The sequence below is a fragment of the Flavisolibacter nicotianae genome (assembly GCF_003628535.1).
Taxonomy (GTDB): domain Bacteria; phylum Bacteroidota; class Bacteroidia; order Chitinophagales; family Chitinophagaceae; genus Flavisolibacter; species Flavisolibacter nicotianae.
In genome coordinates this window covers 417,987-430,028 of record NZ_RBCI01000001.1, presented here as the reverse complement: position 1 = coordinate 430,028, position 12,042 = coordinate 417,987, and the positions used below count along the sequence as shown (strand labels likewise).

General features: G+C 50.8%; 12 protein-coding genes. 8 read left to right on the top strand and 4 right to left on the bottom strand.

The window, feature by feature from the left end:
• Nucleotides 1-51 precede the first annotated feature (51 nt).
• Both D6024_RS01820 and D6024_RS01815 read right to left on the bottom strand, forming a co-directional pair.
• Nucleotides 52-933 (bottom strand): tetratricopeptide repeat protein, encoded by an 882-nt coding sequence (locus tag D6024_RS01820; protein ID WP_121352495.1) that lies wholly within the window; start codon nucleotides 931-933, stop codon nucleotides 52-54.
• Between the two features lie 41 nt (nucleotides 934-974).
• A complete protein-coding gene (locus D6024_RS01815; RefSeq protein ID WP_121352494.1) occupies nucleotides 975-1,265 on the bottom strand; it encodes an HU family DNA-binding protein in 291 nt (96 codons plus the stop codon).
• A gap of 97 nt (nucleotides 1,266-1,362) precedes the next feature.
• Here D6024_RS01815 and mutY point away from each other — a divergent pair, with 97 nt between their 5' ends.
• The 7 genes from mutY to D6024_RS01780 all read left to right on the top strand — a co-directional run bounded on the left by mutY (nucleotide 1,363) and on the right by D6024_RS01780 (nucleotide 8,491).
• Entirely contained in the window at nucleotides 1,363-2,451 is a 1,089-nt protein-coding gene (mutY, locus tag D6024_RS01810) for an A/G-specific adenine glycosylase (protein WP_121352493.1), read from the top strand.
• A gap of 100 nt (nucleotides 2,452-2,551) precedes the next feature.
• Nucleotides 2,552-3,004 (top strand): single-stranded DNA-binding protein, encoded by a 453-nt coding sequence (locus D6024_RS01805; protein WP_121352492.1) that lies wholly within the window; start codon nucleotides 2,552-2,554, stop codon nucleotides 3,002-3,004.
• Nucleotides 3,005-3,069: 65 nt separating this feature from the next.
• Nucleotides 3,070-4,413 carry a gliding motility-associated protein GldE gene (gene gldE / locus D6024_RS01800; RefSeq protein WP_240409909.1) on the top strand — a complete coding sequence of 448 codons (1,344 nt, stop codon included), beginning with the start codon at nucleotides 3,070-3,072 and terminating at the stop codon, nucleotides 4,411-4,413.
• Nucleotides 4,403-5,044: a gliding motility lipoprotein GldD gene (gene gldD, locus D6024_RS01795; protein ID WP_240409908.1), complete on the top strand. Its 642-nt coding sequence runs from the start codon at nucleotides 4,403-4,405 to the stop codon at nucleotides 5,042-5,044. Before gldE ends, gldD begins: the two co-directional genes overlap by 11 nt.
• A 162-nt stretch (nucleotides 5,045-5,206) precedes the next feature.
• On the top strand, nucleotides 5,207-5,791 hold the full coding sequence (locus D6024_RS01790) for a DUF3109 family protein (RefSeq protein WP_121352491.1): 585 nt from the start codon (nucleotides 5,207-5,209) through the stop codon (nucleotides 5,789-5,791).
• Between the two features lie 4 nt (nucleotides 5,792-5,795).
• Nucleotides 5,796-7,178: a LutB/LldF family L-lactate oxidation iron-sulfur protein gene (locus D6024_RS01785; RefSeq protein WP_121352490.1), complete on the top strand. Its 1,383-nt coding sequence runs from the start codon at nucleotides 5,796-5,798 to the stop codon at nucleotides 7,176-7,178.
• Nucleotides 7,148-8,491: a polysaccharide deacetylase family protein gene (locus D6024_RS01780; RefSeq protein WP_121352489.1), complete on the top strand. Its 1,344-nt coding sequence runs from the start codon at nucleotides 7,148-7,150 to the stop codon at nucleotides 8,489-8,491. Before D6024_RS01785 ends, D6024_RS01780 begins: the two co-directional genes overlap by 31 nt.
• Before the next feature lie 255 nt (nucleotides 8,492-8,746).
• Here D6024_RS01780 and D6024_RS01775 read toward each other — a convergent pair whose 3' ends face one another.
• Nucleotides 8,747-9,742, bottom strand: a complete 996-nt coding sequence (locus tag D6024_RS01775; RefSeq protein WP_121352488.1) for a DMT family transporter — start codon at nucleotides 9,740-9,742, stop codon at nucleotides 8,747-8,749.
• A gap of 111 nt (nucleotides 9,743-9,853) precedes the next feature.
• Nucleotides 9,854-11,116 carry a Pycsar system effector family protein gene (locus D6024_RS01770; RefSeq protein ID WP_162944471.1) on the bottom strand — a complete coding sequence of 421 codons (1,263 nt, stop codon included), beginning with the start codon at nucleotides 11,114-11,116 and terminating at the stop codon, nucleotides 9,854-9,856.
• A gap of 38 nt (nucleotides 11,117-11,154) precedes the next feature.
• Between D6024_RS01770 and D6024_RS01765 the strand changes: the two genes are divergently transcribed.
• On the top strand, nucleotides 11,155-12,042 hold the full coding sequence (locus D6024_RS01765) for an SdiA-regulated domain-containing protein (RefSeq protein WP_121353450.1): 888 nt from the start codon (nucleotides 11,155-11,157) through the stop codon (nucleotides 12,040-12,042).

Genomic DNA, 12,042 nt, shown 5'->3' with positions numbered 1-12,042 from the left:
CTATCTTATGACGTTTTCTTTTTTTACCACAAGGCATACTCTAAAAATGTTTTATTTATGGTTTGTTAAATCAGATACGCGTTTTTCAATTTCTTTTTTCATCTCCGGGTTGTCGGCCAGTGGAAGCGATTTGCGGTACCATTGTACTGCTTCTTCCTTCTGGTTCATGCGTTCGTAGGTGTCGGCCAGAAGCAGGATTGCCTGCAGGTTCTTTGGCTGCAGGCGGTTGACGGTTTTCAGCCGTTCCACTGCCTTGTCCAACTGTCCCGATAGCAGGCTGGCTTCGCCCAACGTCTGCTGAGCAAAAGCGTTGGTGGAGTCTTTCTCTGCCACTTCCCGGATCATACCAATGCCTTCCATGGGTGAGCCCAGTCCTCCGTAAAGGATGGTGGCCCCGAGACCCACTTTTGCCGAATCATTTGCCGGATTTACTTTCAAAGACCGCTCGAACAAATCCTTGGCCTGTTCTGCTTCCCAATGCTTGACGCGGGGATCTTCTTCACGGCCTAAGACGTCCAAAAATAAACGGGCAGCAAAGGAAAGGGATTTTTCCGAATTTTCCAACCGCGATGCTTCCGCTGTATAATAAGCATAGGGATACCAGGCCAGCGGCGTAAACGCTTTGGCACTGTCGGCCCAGAAGCGGGCCAGTTGATGCATGAGGTGAAGTTTCTGGTCGGCGACGTCGCCGCGGGTGATGCTGTTTTCCATTTGTGCCAGTCGGGCCACCTGTGTTTGCGGAAGATTCTTTTTTGCGTAATAAAGAACGCTGTCGGTGCTAAAACCTTCTTCGTGGTCGTGGTCGGCGTGTGGTGCGGAACCGGTGGAAGTTTTTGCTTTTCTTTCACCAAAAAGTTGGCTTTGCGTGGCGGCAAACAGGCCGATAACAAGGAGAACAGCGATGGAAAGTGTGATCCACTGAGGTTTGTTCATATACGTGCTTCCTTCCCGCTACCCGGTCAGGAGCCGCAAAGTTACTCCAGGACACTCGTTTTTTTCACGTCGGCCACAAACTCCTTTGCTGGTTTAAAGGCCGGGATGTAGTGTTCGGGGATTTGAACAGCCACGTTTTTCTTGATGTTACGGCCGATTTTTGCAGCCCTCCGTTTGGTGATGAAGGAACCAAAACCGCGGATGTAAATGTTTTCGCCCTGTGAAAGGGACTCTTTGATTTCACGGAAAGCGGTTTCCAGTGTCATCATGACATCCACTTTGGGGATTCCTGTCTTTTCGGAGATTTTGTTGACTAAGTCTGCTTTTCTCATAGCGAACAATTTGCTGTTTACGCAACAATATAGAACAAAAAAGAGTGCGTGTCAATAAAAAAAATATTTTCTTGACTAAATTAGGCGTTTCTCCATTATGAAAAAACAACGTGCTGAAAAAGAGGGAATTAGCGAAGAAAAGAGCGGGGCATTATTCGCCGGAGAACTGCTTCGATGGAACCGTTACGACAACGGCCGGCAGATGCCCTGGAAGGGTGAGAAAGACCCCTATAAAATCTGGCTCAGCGAGATTATGTTGCAGCAAACACGGGTGGAGCAGGGGCTGAAATACTACCAGAACTTTCTTTCGGCTTTTCCGGATGTGCACAGTTTGGCAGGAGCGCCGGATGAAAAAGTCTTTAAGTTGTGGGAAGGGCTTGGATACTATTCGCGCTGCCGTAACCTTTTGCAAACGGCCCGCTATATCTCCGGCGAATTGAACGGCGTTTTTCCGCAAACCTACCAGGAGATTCTTTCGCTCAAAGGGATCGGCAGTTATACGGCGGCTGCCATTGCCTCGTTTGCCTACAACCTGCCTTATGCTGTTTTGGATGGGAACGTCTTCCGCGTTCTGGCCCGTATTTTCGACAAGGAGACTCCCATTGACTCCACTGCGGGAAAAAAAGAATTTGCTGCGTTGGCCCAACGCATCCTGCCCGCGGAAAACGCCGGCGAATACAACCAGGCCATCATGGATTTTGGCGCCACTGTCTGCAAACCATTGCCCGTATGCCAGGATTGTTTCTTCAACGCATCCTGCCTTGCGTACCGTGCCGGTAAAACGCAGCTGCTGCCGGTAAAAGAAAAACAGACCAGGCTGAAGGAAAGATGGCTCAATTTCTTTCTTGTTCGTTGCGGCAACGAGGTGCTTGTACAGCAACGCACCGGAAAAGACGTCTGGCAGGGCCTTCACCAATTTTTCCTGATCGAGACGGAGAAAGCAAAAAAAGCAAAGACCTTGCTGTCTTTGTTCCAGCAAGAGTCGGGCATCAACGAGTATGCCGTGCAGGAGGAATGGAAAGAAACCCAGGTTTTGTCGCATCAACGCATTCACTTCTGCTTTTTTCTCGCGCAGGTAAAACGCAAGAAAAATGTCGCGGGTTATCAATGGATGAGCCTTGCACAAATGCAACAATTGGCTTTTCCCAAAACGTTAAAGCAAATCATTCAAACCCACCTGGTATGATTATCGTCAATTTGCTGGCAGAAAATTTGATGATCTTTTTTAAATTTACGGGAAGGCATCGATAGACGAATTGTAAACGTTCAAGAAAAACTAGTCTTGTATGAGAGGCGTAAACAGAGTAATGCTCATTGGCAATTTAGGAAAGGACCCCGACATGCAGTACCTGGAAGGAAACATTGGGGTGGCTAAATTCCCGCTGGCAACCACCGAAACGTTTAAGGACAGGTCCGGAAAACTGGTTTCGCAAACCGAATGGCACACCGTCGTCCTTTGGCGGGGTCTCGCCGAGCTGGCGCAGAAATATCTTCACAAAGGCAGCCTGGTTTACATTGAAGGCCGCCTGCGCACCCGGAGCTGGGAAGACAAAGACGGCAATCGAAAGTTCGCCACCGAGGTGGTGGGCGACAACCTGATTATGCTGGATAAACGTACCGACACCAGTATCCACACGCCTTCGAGTGCAGCGCCACAGAGCGATGCAGGCATAGAAGGTTTTCCCGGAACGGATTTACCCATCAGCGACCCGGGTGACGTTCCAATCGACAAATGGTAACAGAACTTTGAAGAGGCAGGCCGGGAACCTGCCTTTCATCTTATTTTTGAACCAAAATACTTGCTTTGGAGTCCCATTCGGTTAACCATCTTCTCTATATCATTCTTCAAACTCCTGCTGCTTCACAAGGCACTTTGCTGCTGGTTGTATTGCTCCTGGTGCTGCTGTTTTTAAGCTTCCTGGTATCCGGTGCCGAAGTGGCCCTGTTCTCGCTGCACGCAAAGGACGTGAACATGCTAAAGACCAAGCAGCACGAAGCCGCCCGGCGAATCACCTCCCTGCTGGATAACCGCAAGGAAGTGTATACCAGTTTGCTGATTGCCGGTGGCATTTTCAACATTTCCATTATTTTTCTGGCCTACCTCCTGTTATCGCCGCTACAAATTGCCACCATCCACACCTTTATCGACATCAACCTCGAGTTGCTGGTGAAGATCATTATCATCGCCTTTATCCTCGTTTTCTTTTGCAAGATCCTGCCCAAGCTGTGGGCTTCGCAAAACACCTTGCGCTTTGCCTATACTTCTTCGGCACTGGTGGAAGGATTGCACCTGCTTTTGGGTGGCCTCAGTGCCCGCATGGTTGGCATTGCCGACAGCATCAACAAAACCAGCGGCGCCTCCGAGTCCGACTCGGTGAGTATGCGGGAACTCGACGATGCAATCGACATCACCAACGTGGAGACAACCGTTGAAGAAAAAAACATCCTGAAAGGCGTAATCAAATTCGGCAACATCACCGTGCGGCAGATCATGCGGTCCCGCCTCGATGTGAACGGCCTGGATTACAGCATGCCATTCGCCGACGTGGTAAAACGGGTGGAAGAACTGCATTATTCCCGTCTGCCGGTGTACAAGGGCAGTTTGGACGAGATCGTGGGAATCATCAACACCAAGGATTTGCTGCCCTACCTCCACGAACAGGATTTTGCCTGGCAGAGCGTAATCCGTCCGCCGATGTTTGTGCCCGAGACAAAGCTGATCAGCGACCTGTTGCGGGTGTTTAAAACCAAACGCATCCATTTCGCCATCGTGGTCGACGAATTCGGCGGTACCAGCGGCATCGTGACCATGGAAGATATTTTGGAGGAAATCATCGGCGACATCCACGACGAATTTGACGAAGAAGAAAATACCATTCGTGAAGTGGACGAGCAAACCTATGTGGTTGATGCCAAAATCATGTTGCCCGATCTCTGCCGCGCCATGCGCTTACCCATCGACACCTTTGACGCGGTGAAAGGAGAAAGCGAGTCGCTCGGAGGCCTGATCCTGGAACTGGCGGGAGCGTTTCCGCAGGTCAATGAAAAAATCACCAGCGGGGATTTTGAATTTACACTGTTGGAAGTCGAAAAAAACCGGATCAAAACGGTCAAGATTTTTATCAATCATACAAGCCATGAGCAATAAGAGTGTTGGTAGTTCGCAGTTGGCAGTTGGCAGTAAAAGGCTCCCGCTCAACCTTATCCTTAACCTTCTCTTCCTTCTTGTCGCATTAACCGCCTGCAACAGCGACTTTGTGCAAAAGGAAAGAGGTTATTTCAAGATCGCCTTTCCCAAAAAAGAATACCGCGTTTTCAACCAACCCGGTTTTCCCTACAGTTTCGAGTACCCGGCTTATGGCAATATCATCCAGGACTCACTGTTTTTCGATGAGAAAGCCGAAAACCCGTACTGGATCAACATCGACTTTCCGCAGTTCGACGGGCGGCTGCATTTGAGCTATAAGGAAATCGGCCGGCACCGGTTTGATTCGCTGGTGAATGATGCCTTTACGATGTCTTACAAACAGCACACAACAAGAGCCTCGGCCATCCAGTCGAAACCGTTTTCAACGCCAAACGGGGTCAGCGGGGTTTATTTTTTGCTGAAGGGAAATGCGGCAACGGCCAACCAGTTTTTTGCAACGGATTCAGTCAAACATTTTTTGCGGGGTGCCCTTTATTTCAATGCCACTCCAAACGAAGACTCCCTGCGTCCGGTCAACAATTTTCTCCGGGAGGACATCGAACACCTGGTTCAGACACTGAAATGGAAGTGAAGACGTGAGATGTCAGACGCGAGACGTCAAACGGGGAAGTGCGGGTGGTTCAAAGCCGGCGCGGACTATCGGCAGAAGGCCTCTAGTTAAATGATTCTTTTGTTTCACGTTTGACGTCTCGCGTCTGACGTCCTCCTGCCTATCTTTGTCAAAACGGAAGCTGTGATTGCAATCGACAACATACTCGTGAGTGATGACGTGGTGGAAGCCAAATTTGTTTGCGACCTGCACAAATGCAAGGGCGGCTGTTGCGAAGACGGCGATGCCGGTGCGCCGCTGGCCAAAGAAGAAAAGAAAATTCTCGACGATAACTTCGAAGCCGTCAAATCTTATCTTACAAAAGAAGGCCTGGCCGAGATCGAACGCCAGGGCAAATATGTGTACGACCGGGAGTTTGGATGGGTGACGCCGACTGTGAACGGCACCATCTGCGCCTATGGCATCCGCGACAAGCAAGGCATCATCAAATGTGCCATCGAACAGGCCTATTATGATGGAAAGGTGACGTGGAAAAAACCGATCAGTTGCCATTTGTATCCCATCCGCATCGTGGAAGCAAAGCATGCCACCTACGTCAACTATGAGCCCCGCGAAGTGCTGTGCAATGCGGCTTGTACATTGGGAAAAAAATTAAAGATGCCCGTGTACCAGTTTTTGAAAGAGCCGTTGATCCGTAAGTTTGGTGAAGAATTCTACGATGTGCTGCACCAGGTAGCGGTCGAGCATTTCGATGAAAAGAAAAAATAACTGCATGTCAGAACATTCCTCCTCTTTCAAGGCGAAGAGTACCGTTAAAGCAGCCGACCGCGAACACCGCCGCAAAATCAATTTCAACATCTCCCGCTACAACGCTGTTGTGCCTACGGGCAAACAGCAGTTTACCGATATACACCTGGCAAGGGAAAAAGCCAAGAACCTGAAGTGGCAGGCCATTGAAAACCTGGACCAGTGCCTCGAAACATTCGAGACACAGATCACGCAACGGGGCGCAAAAGTGCTGTGGGCCGAGACGGCGGAGGAAGCACTGGCAGAAATCCTGAAGATCTGCCAGGCTAAGAAATGCACCACGCTGGTCAAAAGCAAAAGCATGGTGACAGAAGAATTGCACCTCAACAAATTCCTCGCAAAGCACAACATCGAAAGTGTGGAAACCGACCTGGGTGAATACATCCAGCAACTCGACGACGAGCCGCCCTATCACATCGTGACGCCTGCCATGCACAAAAGCAAGGAAGACGTTGCCAAATTGTTCAGTAACAAGCTGGGCACGCCAGCCAACCTTTCGCCCAGCGAATTAACGCTGGTAGCCCGCGAAAAGCTGCGGGAAAAATACACGCAGGCGCAGGTGGGCATTACCGGCGCCAATTTTATCATCGCCGATTCCGGCGCCATCGCTGTAACCGAAAACGAAGGCAATGCCCGATTGAGTTGCGCCTGGCCCAAAACCCACATCGTCATTGCCGGCATCGAAAAGGTGATTCCTTCCCTCACCGACCTGTCTCTGTTCTGGCCCTTGCTTGCCACCTTCGGCACCGGTCAGCGGGTGACCTCGTACAACACGATCGTTGCCGGTCCGCGGCAACAGGGCGAAGAAGACGGTCCTGAAGAGATGTATGTGATTTTGTTGGACAATGGCCGCACCAACATCCTGGCCAATGCCAAAACCCGTGAGTCGCTCTATTGCATTCGCTGCGGCGCCTGTCTCAACGCCTGCCCCGTGTACAAAAACATTGGCGGACACTCGTACGAGACGACGTACAGTGGTCCAATCGGTTCGGTCATTACGCCGCACCTCAAAGACCTGGGCGAATGGAAGCACCTTAGCTACGCGTCGTCGCTGTGCGGCAATTGCACCGAAGTATGTGCCGTGAAAATTAACCTGCACGAACTGCTCCTCGAAAACCGCCACGAAGCCGTGGAAGACGGCGAGGCCGCACTGACCGAGAAAATGGCCTGGAAGGTTTGGAAAACGGCCATGCTGAACCGGTCGCTGATGAATGCCGGCCCGGGGAAAATGAAAGGCTGGGCGGTGAACCGTTTTGTAAAGGACTGGGGCAAGCACCGTGCGCCGATTGCCTTTCCGGCCAAATCGTTCAATGAACTTTGGAAAGAACGGAACAGGAAAAGGCCTTAATTTACAGTGTGATCATTTACAGCCATACGTTAACGTCACGTCTGCAATACGTCGTTGACTTTCTGTCGCAGTACTACCATACACCCATCAAACTCATTTGCGACGAAGAGAAATACCTCGTCCATCCCGATCCGCACAAGATCAACTACAGCTATCACCGGCTGCTGCAAAACGAAATCTGGATTCATTCGCACGTCCTACTTTTCGAATCCACCATTCGCCCGGTAAAAGTTGAGTGTTTCGATCTCCGCGGGAAAAGAGCCTTCTTCAAAACGGAAGGTGATACGGGCTTTGATTTGTTTGCGGGAATTTTCTTTCTTCTTTCCCGTTACGAGGAATACCTGCCGCACCAGGTGGACGCCTACGGACGCTATGCCCATCAGTCGTCGCTGGCGTTCAAAGAGGGCTTTCTGCACCTGCCACTCGTTAACCTTTGGCTGGAAGACTTTAGAAACCTGCTCACCACGCATTTCCCGGACCTGCAACTGCCCGCACCCGAATTTTGTTTCCAGCCAACCTACGATATCGACATTGCCTGGAGCTACAGGAACAAGGGGTTCAAGCGCAATGCCGGTGCGATTGCCAAATTGTTTTTAACCGGCAAATGGAAATCGATGGTGTATCGTATCCGGGTGATCCGGGGCAAGCGCCGCGATCCGTTCGATGCCTACGAGTGGATGGACGACCTGCACCACCAGCTGGGATTGAAGCCACTTTATTTTTTCCTGGTGGCGCAGCAGCAGGGGCGATACGACCGGAATATTGATGTGCAAAGTCCCGCTTTCCTGGACCTTGTCCGGCAAACGGCGGCCAGCTACACGATCGGCCTTCATCCCTCGTGGGCCAGCAGCGATCACCCCGCTTTTCTGCCGAAAGAAAAAAGCTGGCTGGAAAAAGTTGCGGAACAAACCATCACGGCTTCACGCCAGCACTACCTGCGGTTTTCCCTGCCGGCCACGTACCGGCGGCTTATCGCCGTTGGCATCCTCGATGATTATTCCATGGGCTACGGCACGGTCAATGGTTTCCGGGCATCGGTAGCGCTGCCGTTTTTTTGGTACGACCTGAAAAGCGAGACTAAAACCCCGCTGCGCATCCACCCGTTTTGCTTCATGGATGCCAACGCCTATTACGAAGAAAAAAAATCCGCTGCAGAAGCCTTGCAGGAAATGCTGGCCTATTACGAATCCATTCGTGCCGTGAATGGAACCATGATCGTTATCTGGCACAACAGCTTTCTGGGCGTGGACGAAGTCTTCGAAGGATGGCGGAATGCTTACGAGCATTTTGTGTTGAAAGCCTGTCGCCAGTAGCCATCAAATTCAAAGAGATAGTGGTCAACAAAACCCTTCCGAACTTCCGGAAGGGTTTTGTTCTGCAAGGCGTTTCTCACAGCGGGCTACTCGCTGTTCACCAATCCACGATCCGGCTGAAAAAACATCTGCAGAGCAAAGCACACCCGCTGTTCTACTACAAATTGCTGACTGCTGATAGCCGATTGCTGATAGCTAATTGCCTTTCTCCATACTGTCATCCGTCATCAACTAACTCTTCGTGAAGCAGTAGCACTACGCCTCCCTATTCCTCCGCACCGACCGGTTGACGATATAGACACCATACAGGGTAATTAAAATTCCGATCACGATGGCAGCGGTAATTTTTTCGCCGAAAAAAACGGCACCGATGGCAAAGGCCACCACCGGATTGATGTAAGCATAGATCGACGCCTGTTCGGTTGGCAAATTTTGCAGGGCATAGAGGTAGGCGATAAAGGAAAGCACCGAGCCAAAGACCGCAAGGTAACCGATGGCTGCCCAGGACTGCCAGGGGATGGCACCAAAGGGGATGTTGTTGTGCGTGATTGCCGAAATAAAATAAAGCAGCGGCCCGGAGATGATCATCTGCAGGCCAAGGGCAAAATAGGCGTTGAACTTCAATGCATGTTCCTTTGTGTACAGGGTGCCGAAGGCCCACGACCATGTGGAGATAAGCGAGAGCAGGATGCCAAAGCGGAACTGCGGATCAAAGAAGTCCTGCAGGTGTTCGTAAAAAATGACGCAAATGCCAAAAAAGCCGAGTACAAGTCCCAGGATGGTGCGTCGATTCATGGTTGACCGGCTGCCAAAAAAATGGATCACTACCAGCCAAAGCGGGAAGATGGAGCCAATGATCGCACCGAGTCCCGCTGAAATGAATTTGACCCCCCAGGTAGAAAGCCCGTTGCTGAGTGTGAAGTTTAACAGGCCCAGCACCACGATGGGACCCCATTCTTTTCCTTTGGGGAAACTGGCGCCTTTCGACACGAAGAACAACACGTAAAGGAGGCCACCGATGCTTTGCCGCAGCCCTGCCAGCTGAAGGGCCGGCATGTGGCGTACGCCTTCCTTGGAAGCCACCCATGTTGTGCCCCATAAAAAACACACAACGCCCAGGGCAAACACCGCCCTGCCGCGGGCGCCTTTTTGCCGGAGAGCAAAGGGCTTTAGAAACGTTGCCTGCCGGCTGGCGGCAACAATGCCGTTCAGTGCATCACTGACCTTGGGAAAAGAAAAGCCTTTACGCATGGCTGGCAAAGATGCTGCAATTGGACAGGAAACGGTTTTGTGAATAGAGAATAGTGAATAACGAAGCGCCTCTTATTTTACCACTCAAACTAGTGCGGTTTACGATAGCCGCTAATAATCCAGCGTCTTGATACTTTGGTTGGTAGTGGCCGATGAATCCATGGCAAGCCAGGCAATGCCAAAGGCAATTACGGCAATGATCAAACCCACCATGAACACGGTATAGGCAATGCGCAGGTACCGGTATTTGCGGGCCAGCACTACGCCCAGGAAATAAATGTCCATCATCATGGTGTTGTACAGGTATTCTTTGTCCCGCATCATTTGGTTCATGCCCCACTGGTAATCCTGCAACTGCATTTTGTGAAAGTTGCCGAAGAAAAGCAGGTTGGTTTTTTTGTTGCGAATGTCTTCTTCGGTAAAACGGCCGCTGCTGATGGACGGCCGGGTAGCCAGGATGGAACTGGTGATGGAGACCAGGCAGGTGAGGATCAGGATGGCCGTTGGAATGAGGTAAGAAGAAAACTCGGTATCGTACCGCACCTTGGGCGCAAAGTAAGAAACGCTGACCGAAAGAATGATGGAGTTCACCGTGATCAGGATATGGGCTTTGCTGTCGGCCATGCCGCTCAGTTCGAGGTGGTTGTGCGAAGTGGTGCGAAACATGGTTTGGATTCCGCGTTCCGTGTCTTTCGATTCCTTTTCCGTCGTGTCGGCGCTCGTCACATAGGGAAAAGCCTGGGACTCTTCTTCGGGGGCGGCGCCTTTTTTGGCGTCTTTTTTCTTTTGAATGAGTGCCAGGTTTTCTGCTTTTTTTGACTCAAGATAATCCTGTCCGTACTCGGTGAAATATTTGTGGTGTTCCAGGAATTCAACGTTGCTTTTTCGCCATTCCTTTTTATCAATTTTGTGTTCGAGGATGAATTCGCGTTCCTGTTTCAGCAGGCCGTTGCGGGCCCTGAAATCTTCCGTGGACAGATGATACAGGTCGGCATCGCACAGGATCTTTTCGATGAGGCTTACCGGCGACTGCGGCATGCGGGTGGCCTGGATGCAGGATGTGACCCGCTGCACGATGGTCTCGTCGATGCGCCGGCCCTGCAGAAAATGGGTGGCAATTTGCACGCTGACCTCTTCGTGTCCTTCGGGTTTCCCGGCGGAATAACCAACATCATGAAACCATGCAGCAACCAGGAGCACCAGCCGGTCTTCTTCGTTCAGGTGGTAGTAATCGGCCATGTGGCTGCAGGCTTCCACGACGTCTTCGGTATGTTCCAGGTTATGGAAAACAAATTCCGGGTTTACCTTGTGTTGGTAGATATCGGTGACATGGGCTCTTGCTGCGGCCAACAATTGGCTGTTTGCTTCGTTCATGGTAGTTGGTGCATTGTTTGATGAAGTAAAAGTAACAAATGATGAAAATGTTGTTTCAAAAGGAATGCCTGCCATCCGGTTTTTTAGTTTTCGTGTGTGCCCTGCTGTTTGGTATGGGCTGCAAACAAAAGCAAACCATCTCCCCGGAGGGCTACCGGATCGACAAACCACAAATCGTCCCACTGGGAAAAGTGCTCAACGAAATTTCCGGGATTTGCTTCAACAAGGAAAACGGCGATTTGCTGGCCATTTCCGACAGCAAAGAACAGGTGTTTGAACTGGACTTGCGCAACATCAAACTAAAAGACTACACCAGCAAGGTGGTTCCCAAAGACAGTGACCTGGAAGACCTTGTAAAGGTCAATGCCAACCTGTATCTTCTTATGAGCCGCGGGGAAATTGTGGAACTGCCCGAAAAGGCAACCGACACGGCCGGCATGAAAACCTACGCCCTGAACCTGGGAGGAGTGAATGATTTTGAAACGCTGTATTACGATCCGTCGATCAACAGCCTGGTGATGCTCTGCAAGACCTGCGCCCATGAAAAAGGCAGCGGCACAAGAACGGCATACCGCTTCGACCTCAAAACAAAAACCTTCGACAGCACCGAGTTCTATACCATCAGCAAAGACGATGTAAAAGCCGTTTTGAAAACTGACAATGCCAAGTTCGACCCCTCGGCGGCGGCGATCCATCCCCTCAACAAGCGACTCTACATTCTTTCTTCTGCCGGCAACCTGCTGGTAGTAACCGATACGCGGGGCAAAGTGGCGGAGGCCTATGAACTGAATCCTGATTTATTTCCGCAGGCCGAAGGCATTGCTTTTGCACCCAATGGCACGATGTTCATAAGCAATGAAAAGAAATTCGGCAAGCCAACCCTTTTGGTTTTTCCTTATCAAACCGAGACGGAAAAGAAAAAATAG

Coding starts and splice junctions, on each gene's coding strand:
- D6024_RS01820 (WP_121352495.1), bottom strand. CDS start 933: ATGAACAAACCTCAGTGGATCACACTTTCCATCGCTGTTCTCCTTGTT.
- D6024_RS01815 (WP_121352494.1), bottom strand. CDS start 1,265: ATGAGAAAAGCAGACTTAGTCAACAAAATCTCCGAAAAGACAGGAATC.
- mutY (WP_121352493.1), top strand. CDS start 1,363: ATGAAAAAACAACGTGCTGAAAAAGAGGGAATTAGCGAAGAAAAGAGC.
- D6024_RS01805 (WP_121352492.1), top strand. CDS start 2,552: ATGAGAGGCGTAAACAGAGTAATGCTCATTGGCAATTTAGGAAAGGAC.
- gldD (WP_240409908.1), top strand. CDS start 4,403: ATGAGCAATAAGAGTGTTGGTAGTTCGCAGTTGGCAGTTGGCAGTAAA.
- D6024_RS01785 (WP_121352490.1), top strand. CDS start 5,796: ATGTCAGAACATTCCTCCTCTTTCAAGGCGAAGAGTACCGTTAAAGCA.
- D6024_RS01775 (WP_121352488.1), bottom strand. CDS start 9,742: ATGCGTAAAGGCTTTTCTTTTCCCAAGGTCAGTGATGCACTGAACGGC.
- D6024_RS01770 (WP_162944471.1), bottom strand. CDS start 11,116: ATGAACGAAGCAAACAGCCAATTGTTGGCCGCAGCAAGAGCCCATGTC.
- D6024_RS01765 (WP_121353450.1), top strand. CDS start 11,155: ATGATGAAAATGTTGTTTCAAAAGGAATGCCTGCCATCCGGTTTTTTA.